This is a genomic window from Streptomyces sp. NPDC028289 (genome assembly GCF_055565975.1).
The window spans coordinates 697,418-722,031 of record NZ_JBVHTI010000004.1 but is presented as its reverse complement, the minus strand read 5'-3'; the positions used below and the strand labels follow the sequence as shown (position 1 = coordinate 722,031).

Here is a 24,614-nt window from a genome sequence, read left to right as displayed (position 1 = left end):
ACGCACAAGGAGTGACACCGCACGTGAACACCGCTCTCTCCGAATCCGTGTCCGAGGCCGCGCTGAATTTCGACGTGCTGCCGGACGACGTCGAGCAGTTCCGGGAGGCCGCGAGGGAATTCGCCAGGAACGTCGTCGAACCCCGCGTCCAGGAAATGGACCAGAAACCGGCCGCGTATTTCGACTGGGACCTCGTCGGCCACGGCCACCGGATCGGCCTCACCCGCGCGGCGGTCCCGAAGGAGTACGGCGGCCTGGGGGTGGGGATGCTGGGCGTCGCCACCGCCCTGGAGGAGGTGGCCGCGGTCTGCCCCGGCACGGCACTGATCTTCGGCGCCACCCTGCTCGGCCAGGCGCCGATCCTGCTGTCCGGCGATCCGCGGCTGCAGGCCCGCTTCCTGCCGCTGTTCTCGGGCGACGAACCGGTCCTCGCCTGCAACGCGGTCACCGAGGAGGACGCCGGCTGCGACCTCATCATCCCCTCCCAGGCCGAACACGCGCGCAACGTGACGACCGCCCGCCGGGACGGGGACGACTACGTGCTGACCGGCCGCAAGCGGTTCATCACCAACGCCGAGGTCGCCGCGTTCGCCTCCGTGTTCGCCACCATGGAGGGCAGCCGCGGGGCGACCGGCCTCACCTCCTTCATCGTCCCCCTCGACCTGCCCGGAGTGGTCCGCGGGCCCGTGGCGGACAAGATGGGATACCGCGCCTGCCTCGGCAGCGAGCTGGAGTTCCACGACGTCCGGGTGCCCGCCGAGTACATGATCGGCGCGGAGGGCGAGGGCATGGCCATCAACATGGCGCAGAGCAACATGGCGCGCGCCGCCGTGGCCGGGATCTCCACGGGCGTGGCCCGCAGCGCCCTGGAACAGGCGATCGCCTGGTGCGGCGAGCGGGTCCAGGGCGGGCGCCTGCTCAAGGACCAGCAGTTCACGGCGGCGAAGCTGGCCGGCATGGCGGCCAGGGTCGACGCCGCCCGCATGCTGTACCTGCGGGCGGCGGACAAGGTCGACAACGAACTCCCGCCGCCGGTCTACGAACCGGCCGCGGCCAAACTGTTCGCGGACCGGACCGCGATCGACGTGGCGGAGGCCGCCCTCTCCCTGCTCGGCGCACGCGGCTACCTGCGCTCCTACGGCCTGGAGAAGACGATGCGGGACGCGCTGGGCACCCGGATCTACGAGGGCACCCCCGAGGTCCTGGCACTCGCCGTCACCGAGAGCCTCTACGCCGGGACGGACGAGTGGTGAGCGCCGCCGGCCGCGCCGCCGGCCCCGTCTTACGCGGCGCCCCGGCCCCGGAGCCCGCCGCCACCCGCGACCCCCGCGCCCGGCGCTACGCCCGGGACATCATCAGGCTTCACGACCGGCTCGGCTACCGCCGGCTGCCCCTGGAGCTGAGGGGCGACCCGCTCTCCCTCGTCGAGGACCCCGACGGCGCACTGGTCACCGTCACGGGCCGCGACAGCCAGTTCCCCTCCCGCTACCTCAAGGGGATGCTGGGGTTCCGCCTCGCCCAGTACCTCCGGCTGAACTGGATCTCCGCCGACGCGGTCCACCGCGCCGCGGCCTTCCACGAACCACTGCCGCACTCGCCCGTGGAGAACATCCACACGGTCACGCTGTGCGCGCGCTCCGGCAAGATCCGCGGCTACGTCGGACTGGCCTGCTCGGCGGACGCCGAGAGCCTGCCCCTGGACTCCCCGTGCCGCACCCCGTTCCCGACGGAGGCGGCGCACGGCATCGACCTGCTCGGCAGGTACGCACGGCCGGGCCTCGGCACCCACCAGGCCTTCGAGTTCAAGCGGTTCCTGCGGGACCAGACGATGCCACGGGACGAGCAGCACAGCCGCGTCCCCTGGCACCTCATGCTCGGCATCGGCGAGGCGCTGCTCGCCCTGGGCGACGGCGTGCGCGTCGTCCTCGGCGACGCCAAGGAGCACGTCGCCCTGCGCCATCTGCGGCTGGTCGGCTTCGACCTCCACGTCGTCGAGGGCACCTCGCCGTACCTGTGCCCGTCGGATCCCATGGCGCCGATCTACCGGCAGACGGTCGTGGCCAAGCCGTTCGCCGCCCCGGTGCCCGCCGACATCGCCTGGTACCGCGACGTGGTCCGCTCCTACCTCGACGGGACGAGCGACCTGGCCTCGTGGCAGGCCGTGATCACCACCCTGGCCGCACGCAGGACGAGTACGGGACACCGTCCCGATCCCGCACGAGAAAGGGCCGGCAGGTGACGAACGGCGACGGGGAACGGATGCCCGAGACGGCCGCGGGGCCCACCGCGAAAGCCCGGTTCTACGCCGAGCTGACCGCCCGGAACGCCGGCGTGGTGACCGACGCCGATCAGTGGGCGCTGCGCACGGCCACCGTCCTGGTGGCGGGCTGCGGATCGATCGGCGGTGCCGCCGTCGAACCACTGGCCCGGCTCGGCCTGCAGAGATTCGTTCTCGCCGACCCGGGAACGTACGAACTCAACAATCTCAACCGGCAGTCGGCGACCGTCGCCGACCTCGACCGGAACAAGGCCTCGCTGGCCGGGGACCGGGTACGGGCGATCAACCCGCACGCCTCGGTCGAGGTCTGCACCGAAGGGGTCACCCGGCAGACCGTCGGGAAACTGACGGCCTCCTGCCAGGTGGTCATCGACGGGGTGGACGTCACGACCCCCGAGGGCTGGCGGGCCAAGCTCCTGCTCCACCGCCACGCCGTACAGCGGCGGCTGCCCCTGATCACCGGCTGGGACATGGCAGGCACCCAGTACGTCCGCTGCTACGACTACCGGCACGTCCGCGAACCGTTCGCGGGGGCCGTCGGCCCGCACGACGCGGACCGCTACGACATGTGGGACCTGCTGCGCCGGGCCGTTCCGCTGCGGCGCGTGCCGACGGACATGCTGGCCGAGATCCGGGCCAACCACGCCCGGACCGACTACAGCTTCCCGCAGGTCGCCTACACGGCCATGGCGTTCGGCGTGATCAGCTCCCACATGGTGGTGCGGCTGCTGGCCGGGCAGCGGGTGCGGCCCGAGGTCCGTCTCGACGTGCACCAGCAGGCCAGGCCGCTCGGGGAGCGGTGGCGCAGCCGGGCGCGGTGGCCGGTGGAACTGGGGTCGCTGCTGCCGGAGTTGCTGCGGCTGGCCCGGCGTTCCGGCGCGGGCCGGGCACCCCTGGCCGCGGTGGACCGCGACGTTTCCTGACCCCCGGCCCGAAGCACCGACCCCGGGCCGCGCGTTCACCGGCGACGAACCGGACGCGAACGCGCGGCCTCATGACGCAGGCCGGGCGAGGCCGTGCCGCCGGCGCCCGCGCAGCCATCGCGACCACGGAGGTGGACATGAGTGTTCGGCAACGCAACGTGCTGTGGACGTTCTTCTGCTGTGGCCTGGGCGTGGCCATGGTCTCGCTCGACAACCTCGTCGTCATCACGGCCCTGCCGTCGATCCGCGAGGACCTGGGCGGGAGCATCCAGCAACTCGAGTGGACCGTCAACGCCTACACCCTCACCTACTCGGTGCTCATGCTGACCGGCGCGGCCCTCGGGGACCGGTTCGGCAGGCGGCGGATGTTCGGCATCGGGCTGGGCGTCTTCGTCGTCGCGTCGGCCGGGGCCGCGCTGGCCCCCGGCATCGGCGCCCTGATCGCCGCCCGCGCCGTACAGGGGCTGGGCGCCGCGCTGCTGATGCCGCTGAACCTGACGATCCTCACGGAAGCGGCGCCCGAGCGGCGGCGCGGTGCCCTGCTGGGCGCGATGAGTGCCGTGGAGGGCCTCGCGATCGCCATGGGCCCGCTCCTCGGCGGTGCGGTGGTGGAGCACCTGAGCTGGCAGTGGATCTTCTGGATCAACGTGCCGATCGGCGCGCTGGTGCTGCCCGTCGCCCGGTGGAAGCTCACCGAGAGCCACGGCCCCAGCCCGCGCCTGGACCTGGTGGGCACGGTCCTGGCCAGTGCCGGGCTCTTCGGGATCGTCTTCGGCATCATCAACGGTCACGCGGACCACTGGACCAGCGTGCGGGTCCTGCTGTCGCTGGCCGGTGGGGCGGCCGTCCTGATCGCCTTCGTCCGCTGGGAACTGCGGGCGGAGCACCCCATGTTCCCGATGAAGCTGTTCCGCCACCGGACCGTCAGCGCCATGAACGCCGCCGGGCTGCTGATGTTCGCCGGCATGTTCGGCTCGGTCTTCCTGCTCACCCAGTTCCTCCAGGGGCCGCGCGGCTACACACCCCTGGAGGCGGGCCTGCGGATCCTGCCGTGGACGGCGGTGCCCATCTTCGTGGCGCCCCTGGTGGGTCTGGTCTCCGACCGGGTCGGCGGCCGGACCATCGTCGCGCTCGGCCTGGCCCTCCAGGCCCTCGGACTGGGATGGATCGCCGCCCGGGTCTCGCCCGAGGTCCCCTATCCGTCGCTGGTTCCCGCCCTGGTCCTGTGCGGCCTCGGCATGACCTGCTACTTCACGCCCACCGCGAACATGGTGATGAGCGCGGTCGGCGCCGGGGAGCGCGGCATGGCCTCCGGATCGATCAGCGCGCTGCGCGAACTCGGCGGTGTGCTCGGCATCGCGGTCCTCGCCTCGGTGTTCTCCGCGCACGGGGACCTCACCACCGCGGACCGGTTCACGGACGGCATGGTTCCGGCGGTGTGGACCGGCGTCGCCCTGATCGCGTGCGGCGCGCTGGCTGTCCTGCTGGTACCGCGGCGCCCCCGCGACGGCCGCCCCGCCGATCCCGAACCGGCGGTACCGGGGTGTGTGGGCGACCTGGTGTGACGGCATGCCCGGCGGCGGGCTGCCGGCCGGACGGGACGGGAGGGGACTGCGATGAGTTCACCGATCCGGGTCCTGCTGGCGGACGACCGGTCCATAGCCCGCACCGGCATCCGGTCCGTCCTCGACGGGGACGGCGGCATCGAGGTGGTCGGCGAGGTGTCCGACCTCGCGAGTGCGGTGGGGAAGGCCCGCGAACTGCGACCTCATCTGTTGCTGGCCGGCGTCCTCGCGGGGTCCGCCGGCGCCGTGGAACTGGTCGGCGAACTGTCCGCGTGCTGCGGCGACGAAGGGCCGGGCGTTCTGCTCATGGCCCACGAGGGCGGTCCGGACGCGCGGCTCGCCCTCCGGGCCGGAGCGCACGGAGTCGTGCTCCACCGGGTCACCCCGGAACAGCTGCTGTCCGCGATTCACGTCGTGGCGGCCGGCTACCGGATCTTCTTCGAGGAGCGGGACCCTTCGGGCGGCGGTGACGGCCGGAATCCCGGGGCCGCGGAATTCCCCGGCGTCCCGGCGGCGGGGGCGGCGGGATTCCAGTTGCTGACCCGGCGGGAGCGGGAGGTGTTCCGGCTGCTCGCCGAGGGACTGAGCAATACGGAGATCTCCGCGGTGCTGGTGCTGAGCGAGAACACCGTGAAATCCCATGTGCAACGGCTGCTGGAAAAGCTGAACCTGCGCAACCGGGTGCACGCGGTCATCCACGCCTACCGTACGGGCCTGATCGTGCCGCCCTGCCCGGAGCCCGTCCCCCCGTGGACCGGCTCCCGCGCTCCGCGGGCGCTCCAGTGAGCCCGCGGTGCTCCGCGCGAGCCCTGTTGAGCGCACGGCGCTCAACAGGGCTCGTTTGGTCGGCTGTTGTGAAGATCAGTCGCTTGACTCGAGGAGATATCCGCGGCCGTTGGCGGTCCGGACGCGCAGCCCGAGGGAGACCACCTTGCGCCGGATTCTCATGATGTGCAGGTCCAGGGCGTTCTGGCTGGCCGTGCCGCGCCGGTCGCGGAGCAGGGCGATCAGTTCGTGCCGGGCCACGAGGGTGCCGTACCGCTCGACCAGCGGTTGCAGCAGGTTCATCTGGGTCGGTGACACGGGCACCATCCGGGTGCCGTAGCGGAGCAGCCCGTCCTGGTCGAGGACGGGGATCCGGTGCGTGCCGGCTCTGGCCCGGAGCGCCGCGACCCGCGCGGCGAAGTCGGCCCTGCTGACCGGCGCCCGGATCCAGTCCTCCCGCGAGTCGCTGGGAACCGGCGGCGTCGCGCCGTTCTCCACCACGAGGAGCCGGAGGATTCCGCGGCGCCGCAACTGCTCCAGTTCCTGCACCTCGACCGGCCAGCGCAGGACACGTACGTCCTGGATGGCCGAGAATAACTGCCCCTCACTGTATTGAGGCACGAATTGACTTCTCCTTTCGAGTGGGTGGAATAATGCAAGGTCCCGCTGGTTTCGCTCCCCCTGCGGCATTACTACCTCACTATGCAGGGTGTTCAAGCGTCGCGGCAACAAGCGCATTAGAGGGGCACTGCCGGGTTATCTGCATAAAATAGGACAGGCGGCAGGCTGTTAATAGTTCTAATGGTCCTTTGTGTGGTCCCCCGGACCTGCCCCGATCTCGTGAAAAGGAGTGAAGCGTCGGATCGTTCCGGGCGAGTAGATTTCTCCGGGCAGGTGTACCGAAGGGAAAGGTCGATATTCGAGGAGCCTGGGAAAGGCATGGAAAGGGCCGAAGAAATTCTCACCTCCGGGGAATTACTGATCGCCATCATGGCGCTGGTGACGGCCGGGCTCCCCCCGGCGTCCTGGGAGACGCCGGAGAACCTCCCGCCGGCGACGCAAGGCAAGGGACAGGAACACCGCGCGGAAGGAACCCGTCATGCTGCCCGCGACCACTGAGCCGGACCGGCCCCACGCCGGCCGGCGTACACCCCCGAGTGCCGAGGTGCTGGTGACGGGCCTCGGAGCGACCACCCCGCTCGGCGGTGACGTGCCGTCCAGCTGGGCGGCGCTGCTGTCCGGCCGGTCCGGCGTGACCCGGCTGGACGCCCCCTGGGCCGAGCAGTTCCCCGTCCGCATCGCAGGGGGCATGTACGAGGACCCCGCCTTCCGGCTGGACCGGATCAGTCGGCGGCGCCTCGACCGCAGTCAGGCGGCCGCGGTCGTGGCGGCCGGGGAGGCGTGGACGGACGCCGGTGCGCCGGAGGTCGAGGCCGAGCGCCTCGCGGTGGTCGTGGGGACCGGCATCGGCGGCGGGCTCACCCTCCTCGAACAGCACGACCGGCTGGAGCAACGGGGCCCACGCGCCATCTCGCCCTACACGGTGCCCATGCTGATGCCCAACGGCAGCGCCGCGGCGGTCGGCCTGCTGCTGGGGGCCCGGGCGGGCACGCACGCCCCGACCAGCGCCTGTGCGTCCGGTGCGGAGGCGCTGGCGGTCGGCACACTGCTGATCCGGTCCGGCCGGGCGGACGTGGTCGTCGCGGGCGGCACGGACGCCTGCCTGCACCCGCTGGCGCTCGGCGCGTTCGCCCGGATGCGCGCCCTGTCCCTGCGCAACGACACCCCGGACCTGGCCTCCCGGCCCTTCGACCGGGAGCGCGACGGGTTCGTCATGTCCGAGGGCGCCGGCATGGTCGTCCTGGAGCGCGCCGACTTCGCGCGGGCGCGCGGCGCGCAGGCGCACGCGGTCCTGTCGGGCGCGGGGGTCACCTCGGACGCGTACGACGTGACGCTGCCCGCCGTGGAGGGTCAGGTACGGGCGATCGGGGCGGCGCTGCGGGACGCCGGTCTGTCCGGGGCCGACATCGACCACGTGAACGCGCACGCCACCGGCACGCCCCTGGGCGACGTCACCGAGGCCAGGGCCGTGCAGGAGGCCGTGGGCCCGCATCCGGCGGTCACCGCGTGCAAGTCGGCCACCGGCCACCTGCTGGGTGCCTCCGGTGCGGTCGAGGCCGTCTTCACCGTCCTCGCCCTCGTGCACGGCCTGGTCCCGCCGGTCCGCAACCTGGACAAGGCGTCGGACGGGATCGAGCTGGACCTGGTGTCCGGCGGGCCGCGACGGGCGCCCGTCCGGGCCGCCCTGTCCACGTCCTTCGGGTTCGGGGGACACAACGTGGTCCTCGCCTTCACGAGGTAGTGCCCGGGGTGGCGGCCCGGTCCCGGCAGGACGCCAGCAGGTCCGCGACGGCCGCCGGACGGGTGAGCTGGGGACAGTGCCCCGCGGCCTCGATCACCGTGACCGGCGTGTCCACCGGCTCGGTGAGCGGATCCGCCGACCCGACGACGATGTCCACGGGCATCCGCAGCTCCCGCAGCAGACGGCCGAGTTCAGCGCGCTGCCCGTGGGCGTCGCGCAGGGCGGCGACCACCCGGCGTGCCGCCCCGGTCCGCCGCAGGTCCAGCGCGAGCGCGTCGAGCCCCGGGTCCTCGGACAGACCGAGTGAACGGGCCAGGCGGGAGGCGGGAGCCGTGCGCAGCAGCGGTACGGCCAAGGGCGAGCGCAGCACCGCGGCGGTCGGGCGCTGGAGGAAGGCCGGCGCGACCAGCACGAGCCCCGCGACCCGGTCGGGCCGGGCCGCGGCATAGCGCAGGGCGGGGCCGCACGCGAGCGAGTGCGCCACCAGCACCGGCCGGGTCTCCACCGGGCGCAGCAGGTCGGCGAGCCAGTCGTCGAGAGTTCCCGCGCCCGCTCCCGACCTCCCGAAGCCGGGCAGGTCGGGAGCGAGCACGGGCGCGTCCAGGCGGTCCGCCGTCCCCGCCCAGGCATCGGCGCTCAGCAGGAGTCCGTGCAGCAGCACGTATCCGGGGCGCCGCCGCTCTCCGGTCACCCACGTGCGGGTGCCCGCCACAGTCCGGAAGCCGTAGGGGCGGCGGGACGGGCCGGAGCGGCCGAAGCGCGTGGCGACCAGGTCGTCGGCCCACTCGCGCAGCGCCTCCTGCACGGGCGCCATGGACAGTCCGTGCGCCGCGGACAGGGCGCGGGCGGAGGCCGTGTCGTAGCGGTCGGTCGACAGGAACGACAGGGTCTCGGGATCCGCCCGGGTGATCGCACGCGGCAGCCTGCGCAGCAGACCCAGCGGGATCGAGCGGCCGGGGGAGCGCACCCCCATGTGCTCCGCCAGCAGGCCGACCAGTGCGGGCAGTTCGGGGGTGGAGTCGTCCAGCACCCAGTAGGTGCGGCCCGCGGTCTCGGGGTCCTGCGGAAGAGCCGCCAGGAACCGGACGAAGTGGTCCAGGGGCACGACCGGGAGGAAGACGCCTGGGCCGCCGGGCAGGGCCCGCAGTCGGCCCTGCCACAGCGCGGAGACCACCTCGGCCAGGCCGAGGTACTGGCCCGGGCCGATCACCGTACTGGGATTGGCGATGCTCAGCGGAACCCCCAGCTCGCCGGCGCGGGCCCGCACCGCGGTGTCGCCCTCCTGCTTCGACGCCTCGTACGCGCCCAGCCGGCGGTAGTCCGGCGGCCCCCCGTCCGCGGCGGCCATGCGGTAGCCGCTGATGTGCACCACCCGGCGCAGCTTCGGCAGGCCCGCCGCCCAGGCGACCACATGTACGGCCCCCGTCACGTTGACCGCCCGCGCCTGCGCCGCCGTGATGCCGAACGCGAAGCGCGCGGCGGTGTTGTAGACGTCGCGGACCCCGGACAGGCCGTCCTCGGGCAGCCCCAGACCGGGCGCGGTGATGTCGGCCCGGACCACCGTCAGGGCCGTACGGTCCACGCCCTGCCCGTCCAGCCACGCCGTCAGCCCGTCACCGGAACCGCGCACGGCGGCCGCCACCCGGTGGCCCCGGCGCAGCAGTTCCGCCACCAGGGAGCGGCCGATGAAGCCCCCGGCGCCGAAGACGATCGAGTCCGAGAGCATGCTGTCTCCTTGCCCGGTCCGTGATGCCCTGTCAGCGTTCGGGGGACCGGACCGGGCCCCCGGTCCGCGAAAGCGGCTCCCACCGTACCGAAACACCGGGGGCGAAGCGGACGAAACGTGCGCGCACCGCGCGATCGGGACGATGCGCCCACGGGCGCCGGCCGTTGTCGCCGCACGTGTGTTCAGACAGCACCCCCTCGGCGAGCGGGCCCGACACGACGGCGCCGCAGCCGGCCGACGGCGCATCGCGGCACTTCCGGCGGAGCGCTCAACGGGCGTCCGCGCCCAGTTCGGCCGCCCGTCGTACGAACGTCTCGTACAGGTCCCGCGCGGCCTGCGGCACCGACTCGGCCCGCCTGCGCTGGAGCATCAGCACCACCTCGGTGGCGTCCCCGGCCAGCGGCCGGCACACGATCGTCCCGCCGCGCTCCAGCGGGTCCCCGACCACACTGAAGTCCGGGAGCACCGTCGCGCCCAGCCCCTCCGCGACCATCAGCTTGCCCATCTCGGCCCCGTCCGTCGAGTACGAGAAGACCGGGGTACGGTTCGCCAGCAGCCGGTGCACATAGCGGTGCATCACATATCCGGTGCGCATGGCGATCAGCGGCACGGTGAGCAGGTCGTCGGCCGACACCTCGGCCCGGCCGGCGAGCGGACTGTCCGGCCGTACGCACACCACCGGCCGCCCGCGCAGCAGTTCGGTGGCCTCGAAGCCGGCGGGCACGTCGTCGCCGTCGAGACGGTTCACCAGCCCGAGGTCGAAACCGCCCTCGGTGAGCCCCCGGTGGATCTCCGTCTGCTGTGCGCCCACCACCTCGACCTGGGTGACCGGATGCGTGGCCCGGAAGTCCCGCAGCACCGGGATGAGCAGCGGCACGGTCGCCGCGTTGACCGTGCCGACCCGCACCATCCGGCTGATCCGGTGCTGCTCGCCCGCCGCCACCCGCAGCCGGTCCACCGCCTCCAGTACCTCGACGATGTGTGGCAGCAGTTCCTGCCCCGCCGCGCTCATCGTCGCGCCGGTGCGCTTGCGCTCCAGCAGATCGATGCCCAGCTCCCGCTCCAGGTTCCGCACGGTCTCGCTCAACGCGGGTTGCGAAAGGCGCAGTTCGTCGGCCGCCCGGCGCAGCGAGCCGAGCCGGGTCACGGCCGCTATGTATTCCAGCTGTTCGGTCCGCACCCCGGCAGAATGCGCCGCCGTTCGAGGCGTGTTCAAGGGTTTCCCTGTCACACGTTCGTGAAATTCAATGGTCCGCGATGCGAGAACGGTCGGGTTTTCCTTGACGCCCGTCGACGCCGACTGCGACCATCGACGACATGAAGATGCGACTGGACCTCACGCGGCGACGCCACGTCGACCTCGCGCGCGTCTCCAGCGCCTCCTGTTGCGCCGCGGCCTGATCACCCCACCACGATCCGTCGCGCTCCCTCCCTCTCCATTTCCCGCCTGAATTCACCGTGCCGTGCCCGCACCGCGCGCGGGCCCGGTGAATTCTCGCGTGCCCGAAAACCGCAACAGGAGTTCCGCATGCCCGCCGCGCCCGTGAAATTCGCCTACTGGGTCCCCAACGTCAGCGGAGGTCTCGTCACCAGCAGGATCGAGCAACGCACCGACTGGGGATACGACTACAACCGCGAACTCGCCGTCCTCGCCGAGAACAACGGCTTCGAGTACGCGCTCAGCCAGGTCCGCTACATGGCCAGCTACGGCGCCGAGTACCAGCACGAGTCGACCAGCTTCAGCCTCGCCCTGCTGCTCGCCACCGAGCGCCTGAAGGTGATCGCCGCCGTCCACCCCGGGCTGTGGCACCCCGGTGTCCTCGCCAAGCTCGGCGCCACGGCCGACCACCTCTCGAACGGCCGGTTCGCCGTGAACGTCGTCTCCGGCTGGTTCAAGGGCGAGTTCACCGCGCTCGGCGAGCCCTGGCTGGAGCACGACGAACGCTATCGCCGGGCGGAGGAGTTCATCCGCGCGCTGCGCCAGATCTGGACCGAGGACCACACCGAACTGGCCGGTGACTTCTACCGGTTGCGGGACTTCTCCCTCAAGCCCAAGCCGCTCAACACCCCCGAACGCCCGCACCCCGAGATCTTCCAGGGTGGCAACTCCACCGCCGCCCGCGCCATGGCCGGCCGCGTCTCCGACTGGTACTTCTCCAACGGCAAGGACTTCGACGGGGTCGTCGAACAGCTCAACGACGTCCGCAAGTCCGCCGCCGAAGCGGGGCGCGCGGCACCGAAGTTCGGCCTCAACGGCTTCCTCATCGCCCGCGACACCGAGGCCGAGGCCCGCGACACCCTCCGCGAGATCATCGCCAAGGCCGACAGCGAGGCCGTCGCGGGCTTCGGCGCGGCCGTCAGGCAGGCCGGGCAGTCCGCCGCCGACGGCAAGGGCATGTGGCAGGACTCCACCTTCGAGGACCTCGTCCAGTACAACGACGGCTTCCGCACCGGCCTCGTCGGCACCCCGGAACAGATCGCCGAAAGGATCGTCGCCTACAAGAAGCTCGGCGTCGACCTCTTCCTGCTCGGCTTCCTGCACTACCACGAGGAGGTCGAGTACTTCGGCAGGCGCGTGCTGCCCCTGGTCCGCGAACTGGAGGCCCGGCTCCCCGACGGCGAGCCCGAGGCCGCCGGGGCGCACGCCTGACCCTCCCTCCCCTGCGAAGCCACCGAAAGAGGCAGCTCCATGGCCACCGTCCTGTCCGTCTCCGGCAGCCCCTCCGCCACCTCCCGCACCGGCCGCCTGCTGCGCCACCTGGACCAGCGGCTGACCGCCCAGGGCCACGAGGTCGTCCCGCTCGACGTCCGCACCGTCCCCGCCGAGGCCCTGCTCGGCGCCGACTTCCGGCACCCGGCGATCGTCGAGGCGACCGAACTGTTCGCCCGCGCCGACGGGGTGGTGGTCGGCACCCCGGTCTACAAGGCCTCGTACTCCGGGGTCCTCAAGGCCCTCCTCGACCTGCTCCCGCAGTACGCGCTCGCCGGCAAGACCGTGCTGCCGCTGGCCACCGGCGGCTCCGTCGCGCACGTCCTCGCCATCGACTACGCGCTGCGCCCGGTCCTCAACTCCATGGGGGCCGCCCACATAGTCCAGGGCTGGTTCACCCTCGACAAGGACATCACCGTGGGAGAGGACGGCACCCTTACCCTCGCACCGGCCGCCGCCGAGGCGCTCGTCCCGGTCGTCGACCGGTTCTCGGCCGCGCTGCCCGGCCGTACGCCCGTCCTCGCCGCGGCGAGCTGACCCGCGATGACCGCCCACGTCATCGCCGACGCCACCGAGGCCCTCGCCGTGGCGAGGGCCCTGGCCGACGCCTTCCGGGCCGGGGCCGGCGAACGGGACGCCGGACGCAGACTGCCTCGGGCCGAGCTGGAGCGTCTGTCGGCCTCCGGCCTGCTGGGTGTCACGGTGCCCGCCGAGTACGGCGGCGCCGACGTCGACGCCCTGACCCTCGCCGAGATCTTCCGGCTCCTCGGCTCGGCCGACGGCAGCCTCGCCCAGATCCCGCAGAGCCACTTCGTGTACGTCAACGTGATACGCCGTCAGGGAACCGAGGAGCAGCGGAAGTTCTTCTTCGCGGAGCTGCTCGCCGGCGGCCGCCTCGGCAACGCCCAGTCCGAGGCGGGGACGAAACACGTCCAGGACGTCCGGACCCGACTGGAACGCCAGGGCGACGGCAGTTATCGGCTGACGGGGGTGAAGCACTACTCCACCGGCGCTCTCTTCGCCGACTGGATCCCGGTCCTGGCCCGCGCCGAGGACGACAACCTGCACGTGGCGTACGTCCCCCGGGGCGCGCCCGGGCTCACCGTCGTCGACGACTGGGACGGCATGGGGCAGCGCACGACCGCCAGCGGAACCGTCCGGCTGGACGGCGTGGCCGTGCCCGCCGACCGCGTGCTGCCGCACCATCTGACCTTTCGGGGTCCCCAACTTCACGGCGCGGTCGCCCAGTTGCTGCACGCCGCCATCGACGTGGGGATCGCCGCAGGAGCGCTGGCCGAGGCCGCGGAGTTCGTACGGACCAGGAGCCGCCCCTGGTTCGAGAGCGGGGTGGAGACCGCCGCCGAGGACCCGCTGCTGATCCAGCGGTTCGGAGAACTCGCCGTCCTGGTCAGGGCGTCCGAGGCCCTGCTGCGGGAGGCCGCCCGCGCGGTCGACACGGCCGACGCCGGCCTCACCGACGCGTCGGCCGCCGAGGCCTCCGTCGCCGTGGCCGCCGCGAAGGTGCAGGCGGCCGAGGCGGCCGTGACCGTCGCCGGGGCGCTCTTCGAGGTGTCCGGCACCCGCTCGGCCCTCGACTCCCTCAACCTGCACCGGCATTGGCGGGACGCCCGGACCCACACCCTGCACGATCCCGCCCGCTGGAAGATCCAGCACATCGGCCGGTACGTCCTCAACGGCACCCGGCCGCCCCGCCACGGCCTGCTGTAACCCCCGCCCCCTTCGATCGGAGACCCCCGTGTCCCTCACCTTCCACTGGTTCCTGCCCACCAACGGGGACAGCCGGCATGTCGTCGGCGGCGGCCACGGCACCCCGGCGACGGCCTCCGGACGGGACCGGCCGCCGACGGTCGCCTATCTCAGCCAGATCGCCAGGGCAGCGGAGGACCTCGGTTTCGTGGGGGCGCTCACCCCGACCGGCGCCTGGTGCGAGGACGCGTGGCTGACCACGGCGATGGTCAGCCAGCACACCGAGCGGCTGAAGTTCCTGGTCGCGTTCCGGCCGGGATTCGTCTCGCCGACGCTCGCCGCGCAGATGGCGTCCACCTTCCAGCGGCAGACCGGCGGACGGCTGCTGCTCAACGTGGTGACCGGTGGCGAGAGCCACGAGCAGCGGGCCTACGGGGACTTTCTCGACAAGGACGCGCGGTACCGCCGTACCGGTGAGTTCCTGGACGTCGTACGGGGGCTGTGGGAGGGCAGGACGGTCGATCTGGACGGGGAGTACCTGCGGGTCGAGGACGCCAGGCTGGCAAGGGTGCCGGAGCCGGTCCCCGAGGTGTACTTCGGGGGGTCCTCGCCGGTCGCGGGCGAGGTCGCGGCCCGGTACGTCGACGTGTACCTGACCTGGGGAGAGCCGCCGGCCCAGGTCGCCGGGAAGATCGCCCGGATCCGGGGGCTCGCCGCGGCACACGGGCGCACCCTGCGGTTCGGGATCCGGCTGCATGTCATCACCCGGGACACGTCCGGTCAGGCGTGGGCCGAGGCAGGCCGGTTGCTGGACGGGTTCGACCCGGAGACCGTGCGGTCGGTGCAGTCGGGGCTCGCCCGCAGCGAGTCCGAGGGACAGCAGCGCATGCTGGCCCTGCACGGCGGTCGGCGGGACGCGCTGGAGATCCACCCCAACCTGTGGGCCGGCATCGGGCTGGTACGGGGCGGCGCCGGGACGGCCCTGGTCGGATCCCACGACGAGGTCGCCGAGCGGATCAGCGAGTACGCGGCGCTGGGCATCGAGGAGTTCGTGCTGTCCGGGTACCCGCACCTGGAGGAGGCCTACTGGTTCGGGGAAGGGGTACTGCCCCGGCTGGCCGCGCAGGGCGTGTGGCGGCATCCGGCCGGGAAGAGCGAAGCGCCGTCGGCGCAGGTGCCGTTCGCCTCCTGAGGGCCGCTTCGCCTCGGTCGCCCGAAGAGAGCAGCAGAACGTGCGTCACTCGTCCGGCGGGCCTGGCGTGCAGTCGATCGGAGTAGCCGGGAGTCTAGGATCCATCACCGGGCAAACGGGGCATCTGCTGCCTTGTCGGCATGGGCGGGTCCACCTCACGACCGAAGGAGACGACGGGATGTCGCACCGCGCCGGGAGAACCCGCTGGAGACGCTTCGCGGTGATTCTGGTGCCCGGCGTCGCCGTCTGCGCGACCGTCGGCCTCGCCATGGCGCAGGGAGTGCTCGCCGCCTCGTTCTTCATCTCCGGCCAGAAGTTCCAGCTCTACGCCGAGACGCTGACCGCCCGTGGGTTCAGCCTCTACGGCATGGTCGACGTGACCAGGAAACACGAACTCGTCCCCGTCGTGGTCTCCGGTTTCCGGCATGCCACGATCAACACGCTGTGCCAGTCCGTCGTCGTCGACGTCCCGGTGCTGGGCACGCAGACCCTGCGGCTCACCGGCGGTTCCGGCCGGCCGGTCGAGACCTCGAACTTCTACATCGACGCGACGGCCGAGTCGGTCGGTGAGGGGAACTTCACCGGCCTCGACATCGGCGTCGCCCAGGGAGCCCTCACCAAGGGCCCGGTCAGGTCCGGTGACCGGAACTCGCAGTTCTTCGATCCCGACGGCGTCGGCCAGCAGGCGACGTCGACCGTCCTGAACGACGTGCGGGTGACCGCGGTCGCGGTCTCCGCGGGCACGTTCAGCATTCCCGGCCTGCGCGTGCGGCTCCGGCAGGGCGACCACGCCTGCTTCTGACCCCGGCGGCCGCACGCCGGGGACCCGACTCCTCCGCCCGGCACCAGAACCCCATCCACCAGGACAGGACGCGTGATCACCAATCCCTTCGCCGGAGGACGTGAACTGCTCGCCAGGGCGCCGGAGTTCCGGCGCAGATTCCGCACCTGGCGCGGTGAACGTCCCTTCTGGGCCGGGCTGTTCACCTTCGCCGCCGGTCTGCCCATCCTCTACTGGCCCTACGCGAACCTGAACCTGGGCGGGATTCCGCTCGCCCTGTCGACCACCTCCGGCGCCGGGTCCCTGGTGATCGGAACCCTGCTTCCGGCCCTGGGCATCGCACTGTGCTGCCGCCCCCATCTCCGGGTGTTCGCCGGGATCGCCACCCTCCTGCTCGCCATCGTCTCCTTCCCCGTCGCGAACTTCGGCGGCCTCTTCCTCGGTGTGGCCTTCGGTCTGGTCGGCGGTTCCCTGGCCTGCGCCTGGCTGCCGCCCCCGGCCGACGAGCCGTCGACGGCGCCGGACGACCGGCCGGCCGCGACGGTCGCCACCGATGCGACGGATGCGACGGCCGTGACGGCTGCGACGGGGGAGGGGTGCAGTGACGCCTGACCCGCGCGCTCGTACGGCCGGTCCCGTGCCCGGTCGGGTGGCCCGGCCCCTCGCGGGTGCCCTGGCCGTGGTCGCCGTGGCATTGCTCCTGCGCCCCGACGTGCCGCACATGCCCGGCGGCGGTTCCGGTGCCCGGTTCGGTTCGGCGCCCCCGGTCCGCCCCGCCAAGGGCCCCTGCGTGCTCCGCGCCGACCGGCTCGTACTCCACGGCGCGAGGTTCCGCGGGGTGGTCTCGGTGCGTACCGGGACCGGAAGCGTCCGCGCCCTGAAGTTCACCGTACGGTCGCTGGACGCCGTCAACCTCGATCTGACCGCGGGCCGGGGCCGTGCGGCGATGCGCCTGCGGGCGAGGCCGGCGACCACCTCCACCCTCAAGGGGTCGGGTGCCGGCGGGGTGGCGACCCTCTACGTCCGCAAACTGACCGGCAGGGTCACGGGCCTCGGCGGCGGCCGGCTCCCGGCGGACCGCACCGTCTCCGTCACCCCCGACGCCGTACCCCGCTGGCTCTCGCACCCGGTCACCCGCACCCGGACCATCACGCTCGCCGAGGCGACCGCCTCCCAGATCACCCAGTTCGGCGGCCGGCTGTCCATCAAGGGCCCGGAGCTGCGGACGACGGCACGGGTCCCGCGCGGTGCGTGACACCGGGTGTGACCCGTGCAGGAGATGACCAACAGATGTGGCAGGAAAGGCCGTTGAGGGACGTGCCGTCGGCGGGGCCATCAGACGGGTGCCGGACACGGACGGGGTGTCAGACGCCGGGACACCTCGTGGCGGCTTCCTCGAAGCGCCGGCCGCCCGGGAGCGTGACCGTCACCGGCTCGGGTTCGGCACCGGGGTCGGCGACGCGCTGTGCCGCGTCGGCCGTGCAGGCGATCTGTGCGGCCGCGAGGCCGGGATCGCCCGCGTCGCCGGCCGCGGACGACAGCCGGACGGAGATCCGGTGGTCGCCCGCCGTCACCTTCACGAGGCCGGCCCAGGCGGACGCCTCCGGTACGACGGTGGCACCGCCGTCCGCCGGGACGGCCGGGACCGCCGTCGGCAGGCCCGTGGGCAGGGGCAGCCGCGTGGTCACTCCCTTGCGCAGCTCCTCCTCGGTCGGGCCCCGGAGCAGATCCAGCACCGCCGACCCGACGTCGCCCGGCGCGTCGGTCGGGCGCAGGACGGCGAACAGGGCGCCGTTCCGCACGAAGTACAGCCGTGCCTTCGGCACGACGCCGACGGCGGGACCGCCCGCCTGCACGACACCGGTCGGGGGGATGGAGCAGGAGGCCAGGACGTACATGGCCGCGGGGACCAGGAGGGCGAGCCGGGCCCGGCGCCGGAGGGTCACCACCGGTCCCCCCGGAGCGGCTCGTCGGCCGGCAGGGGAAGCCGTACGGTGAAGACGGCGCCGCCCTCGGGCCGGTTCGCGGCGCGCACCGTGCCGCCGTGCACCCGGACGTTCTCCGCGGTGATCGCGAGGCCCAGGCCGCTGCCCTCGGTGCGGGTGCGGGCGGCGTCCGACTTGTAGAAGCGTTCGAAGACCTGCGGCAGCACGTCGTCCGGGATGCCGGGCCCGCTGTCCAGGACCTCGATCACCGCGAGCCGTGCCCCGCCGGACTCACCGCCGGGTTCCCCGCCGTCGTACAGGCGCAGTACGACGGGCCGGGCGCCGTGCCGCAGCGCGTTGCCGACCAGGTTGGCCACGACGACGTCGAGGCGGCGTGGGTCGACGCGGCCGCGCAGAGTGCCGGGCGGCGGCAGGTCGCACTCCACCAGGCCGGTCCAGGCACGGGCGTCGAGGGTGCGCCGCAGGGACTCGGCGAGGTCGATCTCGTCCAGGTGCAGCACCGCGGCGCCCGCGTCGAAACGGGAGATCTCCATCAGGTCGTCCACCAGCCGGGCCAGCTTCACGGTCTCCTCGCTGATCAGCCGGACGGCGGTGGCGGTGTCCGGGTCCAGGCGGGCGGCGTCCTCGTCGAGGACGTCGGTGACGGCGGACATGGCGGCGAGGGGCGTGCGCAGTTCGTGGGACACGTCCGCGGCGAACCGGCGGGCCCGGGCTTCCATGCCGCGCAGCTCGGCCACCGACTTCTCCAGCGCGGCGGCCGTCTCGTTGAACGTGTGGGAGAGATCGGCGAGTTCGTCGGATCCTTCGACGGCGAGCCGGGTGTCCAGGTGCCCCTCGGCGATGCTGCGGGTGGCGCGGCGCAGTGCCCGCACCGGGCGCAGCACCCCGCGGGCGGCGAGCAGCGCCAGCAGCACGGCGAGCGTCAGCGCGGGCACGGCGGCGCGTTCGGCGGCGGTGACCAGGGCGTCGACGTAGGCGCGTTCCGTGGTCTGCGGCACGGTCAGGAAGACATGGACACCGGAGGTGTAGACGCCCTTCGCGGGTGCCTCGGCGAAGGTGACCGACATGCCGACGACGAGTGCGGTGCGGTCGCCGACGGCCACCCGCTGGAAGACCGTGGCCATGCTGGAGCCGACGGCCTCGCGGACGGCCGGGGTCAGCTCCGGGAAGCGGTCGCCGGGTGTCGAGGTGGCGCTCAGGCTGCCGTACGTGGCCAGCACCCGCCAGGTCCCGGAGGGCTCGGAGTCGGCCACGTCCGCCGCGAAGCCGGCCAGTGCGGCCCGGTCCGGCGGGAAGGCGAGGTCCCGGGCGAGGCGCCCGACCTGGGTGCGCAGCTGCTGGATCACGGCGTCCTGGCTCTGCTGGAGCACACCCGTGCGGGCCTCGCGGAAGGTCAGGGCGCCGGTGGTGGCCGCCGTGACGGCGGCCACCAGCGTGAAGGCGAGCACCAGGCGGATCCGCAGGCCGCGCAGCTGCGGCAGACGCGGGCGCCTCACCGGGCCGTGAACCGGTAGCCGAAGCCGCGCACGGTCTGGATGAAGCGCGGTTCGCGCGGCGGCTCGCCCATCTTGGCGCGCAGCCGCCGTACGCAGGCGTCCACCAGCCGCGCGTCCCCGTGGTAGCTGTGCTCCCACACCGCCTCCAGCAGCTGCTGCCGGCTGAACACCTGCCCCGGTGAGGCGGACAGGGTGAGCAGCAGCCGGAGTTCGGACGGGGCGAGCGGGATCGGCACCCCGCCGCGGGCGACCGCGAGCCCGGCCCGGTCGACGGACAGGTCCCCGTAGGTGTCGATCTTCGGTATGCCGCCCTCGGCGGGCGGGCCGCCCGCCCGGCGCAGCACCGCCCGGATGCGGGCCTCCAGCACCCGCGCCTGCACGGGCTTGACCACGTAGTCGTCGGCGCCCGCCTCCAGGCCCACGACGATGTCCTCGTCGTCGCCGCGCGCGGTCGCCATGACGATCGGCAGGGTCTGGTCGAGGCCGCGGATCCGGCGGCACACGTCGAGCCCGGGCAGCCCGGGGAGCATGAGGTCCAGCACCACGACGTCCGGCCGGAAGGAACGCACCCGTTCCAGCCCGTCCTCCCCGGTCGGGACGGCGGCGACCTCATGGCCCTGACGGCGCAGGGCGAGGGCGACCCCCTCCCGGACGGCACGGTCGTCTTCGATCAGCAGAACGCGTGGCATGCGCTCAAGTATCCGCATGGAGTCCGCACAGCTGTCCGTTTGTTACGGGATGATCATATGGGCAGGCAACCCCTCGCCCGTTATCTTTTCGTTATCACTTGCGCCAGGTCCGATCACATTCCGATCACAGCCTGACCGTCATGACCACGCGCACAGCACATCCCTCCCGTGGCCGCCGTCGGAGCGGTCCCTCCCACGCAGTCCACCGCGGGCGGCAGGGGAGAGGCCCGGTCCTGGTGGCCGTGGCCGCGCTGGCGGTTCTGGGAGCCGCCGGGTTCGCGGCCGTCGACGGGGGTTCGTCCGGTACGGGGGCGACCCACGCCGGCGACAAGGGCCAGGCCACCGAGCGGGCCAGGTCCGGGCGTGTCGGTGCCGCCGGCCCGGCGCACGGCTCCCGCTCCCCGTCGCCCGGTCCGGCCACCACCTCCGCCTCCCCGAGTCCCCGCACCTCGCCCACGCCGGAGATCCCGGCCACCGGACCGGGCACGTTCGTCACCGCGGCCGGCGGTAGCACCCGGGTCGGCTCCGGCACACTCCTGCGCTACCGGGTCGACGTCGAGAACGGCATCGACCTCTCCACGGCGGACGTCGCCCGGCAGGTCGAGCGCATCCTGGCCGACCCGCGCGGCTGGACCGCCGACGGGCGCTCGGCGTTCCAGCGGGTGTCGAGCGGTCCGACCGACTTCGTCGTCCGGGTCGCGACGCCCGGCACGGTGGACAGGATCTGCGGGGAGTACGGGCTGGACACCGGAGGCGAGGTCAACTGCGACGTGGCCCAGCAGGTCATGGTGAACCTCAAGCGCTGGCTGCTCGCGACCCCGGTCTACGCCCACCGCGTCAAGGACTACCGGGCACTGATCATCAACCACGAGGTCGGCCACTTCCTCGGCCACGGGCACGTCGGCTGCCCCGGCCCCGGGCAGCCGGCCCCGGTGATGATGCAGCAGATCAAGGGCATGCACGGCTGTCTGCCCAACGTCTGGCCGTACGACGAGAAGGGCCGGTACCTGACCGGACCGGCCGTGTCCTGACCCGGCCGCGGACGCCATGGGCACCCCGCCGGCGTGCAGAGGACCGGGGCGGCGAAGCCGATGACGTGGGCGGTGATGCCGACCCGTGCCGGGGCCGTCCGGCGCGCCGCCGACGGTGATGAGGGTGAAGCCGCCCCCGCCATACTGGCCGGTGTGACGCGTGCGGGGGCACGGCGGGACACCTGGCGCCGGCTGCGCCGCCGGATCGCCCAACGACCGTACGCTCCGCTCGCGCGACGCGTGAACCGGCCGCCCGCCGCGGGTGGGTCAGCCCTCGATCCAGCCGTGGTTCTTCGCGAACTGGGCCAGCGACCCCCGGACCCGCACGATCTCCTCTGCGGTCAGCGTGGGCGCCGACGCCAGCAGCGTCTCGGTGACCTCACGGGTGAACTCGTCCGCGCTGAGCAGATCGCACAGCGAGTCGTCGTCCGGGCCGAGCGTGCGGACGTCGGCGCCCCGCGCGAGCCGGACACCGGACGCCTTCGGGCCGCGCTCGCCGGCCTCGATCTCGAACTCCACCGCCACGCCCGGGCGGACGTACGACTCCGACATCTGCATGTCGTTCACGTGCAGGAAGACATCCTCGCCACCACCGTCCGGAGCGATGAACCCGTACCCGCGCGAGCTGTCGAACCGCACCACACGACCACTGACCATGAGAAACCCCCAACCAAACCGGGCCACTTGCCCGGACACCTGGGCCCGATGGTAGTCAAGTCCGGCCAGGACGGTCGACCGGGTCCCGCCCGCCGTGCCGCGGACGGGCGGCGGAGGGGGAACTCGGTGCACCGATAAAGAAGTTGATATGGAAAGCTGTCGCCAGCCGTCGGTGAGCCAAGGGGGGCCGGGACGGTCGTCGAGAGGAGCGCACGTGACGCAGGACGGCATCGGGGCCGTGGAGATCGACACCAGCAAGCCGCATCCCGCGCGGATCTACGACTACCTGCTGGGCGGCAAGGACAACTACGAGGTGGACCGCAAGGCCGGTGACCAGCTCGCCTCCGTCGCGCCCGAGGTGTGGATATCCGTCCGGGCCAACCGCGGCTTCCTGCAGCGCGCGGTCCGGCACGTCGTCGACAGCGGCGTCCGCCAGATCCTCGACATCGGCACCGGACTGCCCACCTCGCCGAACGTGCACGAGATAGCCCAGGAGCTGGCGCCGGACGTCCGCGTCGCCTACGTCGACAACGACCCGATCGTGAAGGCCCACGGCGACGCGCTGCTCAGCCGCGCCGGCACCACCAGCATCGTCCTCGCCGACCTGCGCGACCCGCAGGCCGTCGTCGAGCACCCCGAGGTCCGCCGGATCATCGACTTCGGCGAGCCCGTCGCCCTGTTCCTCGTCGCCATCCTCCACTTCATCCGCGACGAGGAGGAGCCCGAGCGGATCGTGGCCGCCCTGCGCGACGCGCTCCCGGCCGGCAGCTTCCTGGTGCTCTCGCACGCCACCGACGACTTCGCCGACGACCGCAGCGAGGCCCAGGCCGTCTACAACAACGCGACCGCGTCCATGAACCTGCGCCCGAAGGCCCGGATCGAGGGCTTCTTCGACGGGTTCGAGCTGGTCGAACCCGGCGTCGCCCAGGTCCCGTTCTGGCGCCCGGACGCCACCCCGCCGGCCGGCTCCGAGGAGATCGGCTTCTACGGCGGAGTGGCCCTCAAGAAGGCCTGAGCCGCCGTCCGGAAGGCCCGGTCCGCCGTCCGGGCGGACCGCGCTGCCGTCAGGGCACTCCGAGCTCGAACAGGGCGTAGCCCGCGTACGAGCCGGAGGCCAGCGCGGCGATGCCCAGCAGGACGCACAGGCAGGGCAGGCCGACGCGGCGCAGCGCGACCGCCAGGGGGACGAACAGGGGGAAGGCGGGCAGCAGGCAGCGCGGGACGTTCGCGAAAAAGGCCCTGGGGACAGCGGAACGCTGCACCCGGCCGGGGTGATCCGCGTCACGTGCGGGCCGGGTCCGTAATTGCCTCGCCGACCGGGGCGGGAGCGTCGTATGCTCCCGGCGATGACCACTCACTCTGCTGTCAGATTGGGGGTCCCGTCCACGTCAGGTGAGTGCTGATGGCCACTCACCTCACGGACGGGGACACCCGCCTCTCCCTGTGGCGGCGTGTGCGCGAGTTCGCCGTGCCGCCCGCCATGATCGAGACCGCGACCGCTCGCCGCGCCGCCGGCGACTGGGCGGGAGCCTGTGCCGCCGCCGGTTTCGACATCGACCTCGACCTGCGCGCACTGGCCCGTGCGTGGGGCCGGGACGTCCGGGAACGGATCCGCGCCGACCTGCGCCGGCTGGCGCCCGACCTGCTGCGCTGGCATCTGCCGAGGATCGCGCCCGACGGGTTGCTGCGGCCGGGGCTGACGATGCCGCTCGCCCGCTACGACGCCGGGGAAGGCTCCCTGTGCCTCGTGGTCCGGACACCGCCAGCCTGGGCGGACGCCGGGCAGCGCATCGGCCTCACGCTCTGGGACGGCACACTGAGCGACCCCGCCGCCCGGGGGCATCCGCATCCACGCCCCAGCCGACGGTTCCGCTTCGACCTGCACCGGCATCTGTGGGACGCGGGTGCCGCCGACGAGCTGCGGACCCGGTCGGGCGCCGACCGGCCGGCGGGCGGTGAACGGATCTTGTGCGGCACTCAACTCCCTTTTTTTGAAAAGGAGTTGTGCGCCACGGAGCGGTGGGCGGACGAGGCGCGGATCGTGCTGGGCGCCGAGGGTCGGGACAGCGGGACCGTCGTCGTACGCCTGGGCGGCCGACAGCGGCTCGCGTTGTACCTCGCGGCCGACGGAACCGTGACCACCGGCCGGGACATCGCCGCCCGGGACGCCGGTGCCGGCGCACGACCCGTCCTGCCCGACGCGGCGACCTGGATCCTCCCCGATCTGGAGCTGCTGCGCGCCGGGTTGGTCGACCCCGGCCGGCTGCATCCGCTGGTCGCCGCGGCACTCGCCCCCGGGCACCCCCCGGCCGAACGGGACCCGTACCCCGGCCCGTCCCGGCAGCCGGGCCTCGTGGAGTGCCGGGGCGCCCGGCACCGCATCGGCATGGTCGACGGGGTGCTGTCCCCGCTGGACCACTCCCCGGACGAACTGCGGCGCGAGGAACTCCTGGTGGCGCTCGGCGGTCCGCCCCTGCCCTGCCTGCGGGTCATCGACGAGGCGCACCGCCGCCCCGACTGCCTCACCGGCGTCCGTGAACGCCTCGACCACGGGGACATCGCCGGGGCGCTGGCCGTCGTCGAAGGACTGCTGGGGCCCGAAGCCGTGCTGCGCGACGGCCCGTTGAAGGACGAACTGGAGGCGGCCGCGCAGCGCCGGATCGCCTACGGCCTCTACCGGGCGGGCCTCGCCGGATCCCGCACCGGGCCGGTCCGGGCGCGGCGACTCCGGTCCGTCCGCGACCCGCGCCTGGGGCCACGCCTCGCCAACCGGCGCTGACACCCAC

26 protein-coding genes are annotated in these 24,614 nt (G+C 72.9%); 18 read left to right on the top strand and 8 right to left on the bottom strand.

Features of this window, described 5'->3' with window-relative positions:
- Positions 1-23: 23 nt before the first annotated feature.
- From ACZ4UV_RS23290 to ACZ4UV_RS23270, 5 genes are all read left to right on the top strand, one after another.
- Positions 24-1,253: an acyl-CoA dehydrogenase family protein gene (locus ACZ4UV_RS23290; protein ID WP_390039529.1), complete on the top strand. Its 1,230-nt coding sequence runs from the start codon at positions 24-26 to the stop codon at positions 1,251-1,253.
- Complete coding sequence (locus ACZ4UV_RS23285; RefSeq protein ID WP_467840321.1) at positions 1,250-2,239, top strand: hypothetical protein; 990 nt, start codon at positions 1,250-1,252, stop codon at positions 2,237-2,239. Before ACZ4UV_RS23290 ends, ACZ4UV_RS23285 begins: the two co-directional genes overlap by 4 nt.
- Positions 2,236-3,201, top strand: coding sequence for a HesA/MoeB/ThiF family protein (locus tag ACZ4UV_RS23280; RefSeq protein WP_467840318.1), 966 nt, complete (start codon positions 2,236-2,238; stop codon positions 3,199-3,201). Before ACZ4UV_RS23285 ends, ACZ4UV_RS23280 begins: the two co-directional genes overlap by 4 nt.
- Before the next feature lie 137 nt (positions 3,202-3,338).
- A complete protein-coding gene (locus tag ACZ4UV_RS23275; RefSeq protein WP_451017137.1) occupies positions 3,339-4,766 on the top strand; it encodes an MFS transporter in 1,428 nt (475 codons plus the stop codon).
- 51 nt (positions 4,767-4,817) lie between these two features.
- On the top strand, positions 4,818-5,552 hold the full coding sequence (locus ACZ4UV_RS23270; protein WP_451017136.1) for a response regulator transcription factor: 735 nt from the start codon (positions 4,818-4,820) through the stop codon (positions 5,550-5,552).
- Positions 5,553-5,627: 75 nt separating this feature from the next.
- Here ACZ4UV_RS23270 and ACZ4UV_RS23265 read toward each other — a convergent pair whose 3' ends face one another.
- Positions 5,628-6,152, bottom strand: a complete 525-nt coding sequence (locus ACZ4UV_RS23265; protein ID WP_451017135.1) for a helix-turn-helix domain-containing protein — start codon at positions 6,150-6,152, stop codon at positions 5,628-5,630.
- Positions 6,153-6,470: 318 nt separating this feature from the next.
- Here ACZ4UV_RS23265 and ACZ4UV_RS23260 point away from each other — a divergent pair, with 318 nt between their 5' ends.
- Positions 6,471-6,650 (top strand): hypothetical protein, encoded by a 180-nt coding sequence (locus ACZ4UV_RS23260; protein WP_351487929.1) that lies wholly within the window; start codon positions 6,471-6,473, stop codon positions 6,648-6,650.
- The gene (locus ACZ4UV_RS23255) at positions 6,631-7,893 is read left to right on the top strand and encodes a beta-ketoacyl-[acyl-carrier-protein] synthase family protein (RefSeq protein WP_451017134.1); all 1,263 of its coding nucleotides are present in this window, start codon (positions 6,631-6,633) and stop codon (positions 7,891-7,893) included. The genes ACZ4UV_RS23260 and ACZ4UV_RS23255 overlap by 20 nt, the downstream gene beginning before the upstream one ends.
- Here the strand turns inward: ACZ4UV_RS23255 and ACZ4UV_RS23250 are convergent.
- Positions 7,883-9,619 (bottom strand): alpha/beta fold hydrolase, encoded by a 1,737-nt coding sequence (locus ACZ4UV_RS23250; protein WP_467840313.1) that lies wholly within the window; start codon positions 9,617-9,619, stop codon positions 7,883-7,885. The two genes, ACZ4UV_RS23255 and ACZ4UV_RS23250, sit on opposite strands and share 11 nt — an antisense overlap.
- Before the next feature lie 268 nt (positions 9,620-9,887).
- Entirely contained in the window at positions 9,888-10,799 is a 912-nt protein-coding gene (locus ACZ4UV_RS23245) for a LysR family transcriptional regulator (RefSeq protein ID WP_351487920.1), read from the bottom strand.
- Positions 10,800-10,936: 137 nt separating this feature from the next.
- On the opposite strand from ACZ4UV_RS23245, the gene ACZ4UV_RS23240 reads away from it, so the two are divergent.
- The 8 genes from ACZ4UV_RS23240 to ACZ4UV_RS23205 all read left to right on the top strand — a co-directional run bounded on the left by ACZ4UV_RS23240 (position 10,937) and on the right by ACZ4UV_RS23205 (position 17,264).
- Positions 10,937-11,020 (top strand): putative leader peptide, encoded by an 84-nt coding sequence (locus ACZ4UV_RS23240; protein WP_350760414.1) that lies wholly within the window; start codon positions 10,937-10,939, stop codon positions 11,018-11,020.
- A 127-nt stretch (positions 11,021-11,147) separates the two neighbouring features.
- Positions 11,148-12,269, top strand: a complete 1,122-nt coding sequence (gene sfnG / locus ACZ4UV_RS23235; RefSeq protein WP_467840309.1) for a dimethylsulfone monooxygenase SfnG — start codon at positions 11,148-11,150, stop codon at positions 12,267-12,269.
- 39 nt (positions 12,270-12,308) lie between these two features.
- Entirely contained in the window at positions 12,309-12,866 is a 558-nt protein-coding gene (gene ssuE, locus ACZ4UV_RS23230) for an NADPH-dependent FMN reductase (protein WP_451017130.1), read from the top strand.
- 6 nt (positions 12,867-12,872) lie between these two features.
- Positions 12,873-14,057, top strand: coding sequence for an SfnB family sulfur acquisition oxidoreductase (locus ACZ4UV_RS23225; protein ID WP_467840305.1), 1,185 nt, complete (start codon positions 12,873-12,875; stop codon positions 14,055-14,057).
- A 28-nt stretch (positions 14,058-14,085) separates the two neighbouring features.
- Complete coding sequence (locus ACZ4UV_RS23220; RefSeq protein WP_451017128.1) at positions 14,086-15,228, top strand: LLM class flavin-dependent oxidoreductase; 1,143 nt, start codon at positions 14,086-14,088, stop codon at positions 15,226-15,228.
- Between the two features lie 178 nt (positions 15,229-15,406).
- The gene (locus tag ACZ4UV_RS23215) at positions 15,407-16,030 is read left to right on the top strand and encodes a DUF6230 family protein (protein WP_451017127.1); all 624 of its coding nucleotides are present in this window, start codon (positions 15,407-15,409) and stop codon (positions 16,028-16,030) included.
- Positions 16,031-16,102: 72 nt separating this feature from the next.
- Positions 16,103-16,621, top strand: a complete 519-nt coding sequence (locus ACZ4UV_RS23210) for a DUF6114 domain-containing protein (RefSeq protein WP_467840301.1) — start codon at positions 16,103-16,105, stop codon at positions 16,619-16,621.
- A gap of 25 nt (positions 16,622-16,646) precedes the next feature.
- A complete protein-coding gene (locus tag ACZ4UV_RS23205; RefSeq protein ID WP_467840298.1) occupies positions 16,647-17,264 on the top strand; it encodes a hypothetical protein in 618 nt (205 codons plus the stop codon).
- 109 nt (positions 17,265-17,373) lie between these two features.
- Here ACZ4UV_RS23205 and ACZ4UV_RS23200 read toward each other — a convergent pair whose 3' ends face one another.
- From ACZ4UV_RS23200 to ACZ4UV_RS23190, 3 genes are read right to left on the bottom strand one after another with little or no spacing between them, the layout of a single operon-like run.
- Complete coding sequence (locus ACZ4UV_RS23200) at positions 17,374-17,955, bottom strand: hypothetical protein (protein ID WP_451017124.1); 582 nt, start codon at positions 17,953-17,955, stop codon at positions 17,374-17,376.
- Positions 17,952-19,451 (bottom strand): sensor histidine kinase, encoded by a 1,500-nt coding sequence (locus ACZ4UV_RS23195; RefSeq protein ID WP_390039496.1) that lies wholly within the window; start codon positions 19,449-19,451, stop codon positions 17,952-17,954. Before ACZ4UV_RS23195 ends, ACZ4UV_RS23200 begins: the two co-directional genes overlap by 4 nt.
- The gene (locus ACZ4UV_RS23190) at positions 19,448-20,140 is read right to left on the bottom strand and encodes a response regulator transcription factor (protein WP_351487893.1); all 693 of its coding nucleotides are present in this window, start codon (positions 20,138-20,140) and stop codon (positions 19,448-19,450) included. The genes ACZ4UV_RS23195 and ACZ4UV_RS23190 overlap by 4 nt, the downstream gene beginning before the upstream one ends.
- A 140-nt stretch (positions 20,141-20,280) precedes the next feature.
- On the opposite strand from ACZ4UV_RS23190, the gene ACZ4UV_RS23185 reads away from it, so the two are divergent.
- Entirely contained in the window at positions 20,281-21,171 is an 891-nt protein-coding gene (locus ACZ4UV_RS23185; RefSeq protein ID WP_451017123.1) for a DUF3152 domain-containing protein, read from the top strand.
- A 267-nt stretch (positions 21,172-21,438) separates the two neighbouring features.
- On the opposite strand, the gene ACZ4UV_RS23180 is transcribed toward ACZ4UV_RS23185, so the two are convergent.
- Complete coding sequence (locus tag ACZ4UV_RS23180) at positions 21,439-21,828, bottom strand: cold-shock protein (RefSeq protein WP_351487877.1); 390 nt, start codon at positions 21,826-21,828, stop codon at positions 21,439-21,441.
- Positions 21,829-22,042: 214 nt separating this feature from the next.
- On the opposite strand from ACZ4UV_RS23180, the gene ACZ4UV_RS23175 reads away from it, so the two are divergent.
- Positions 22,043-22,843: an SAM-dependent methyltransferase gene (locus ACZ4UV_RS23175; protein ID WP_467840292.1), complete on the top strand. Its 801-nt coding sequence runs from the start codon at positions 22,043-22,045 to the stop codon at positions 22,841-22,843.
- 49 nt (positions 22,844-22,892) lie between these two features.
- Here ACZ4UV_RS23175 and ACZ4UV_RS23170 read toward each other — a convergent pair whose 3' ends face one another.
- Complete coding sequence (locus ACZ4UV_RS23170) at positions 22,893-23,090, bottom strand: hypothetical protein (RefSeq protein WP_451017141.1); 198 nt, start codon at positions 23,088-23,090, stop codon at positions 22,893-22,895.
- Between the two features lie 140 nt (positions 23,091-23,230).
- On the opposite strand from ACZ4UV_RS23170, the gene ACZ4UV_RS23165 reads away from it, so the two are divergent.
- A complete protein-coding gene (locus ACZ4UV_RS23165) occupies positions 23,231-24,607 on the top strand; it encodes a hypothetical protein (protein ID WP_467840289.1) in 1,377 nt (458 codons plus the stop codon).
- Positions 24,608-24,614 lie beyond the last annotated feature (7 nt).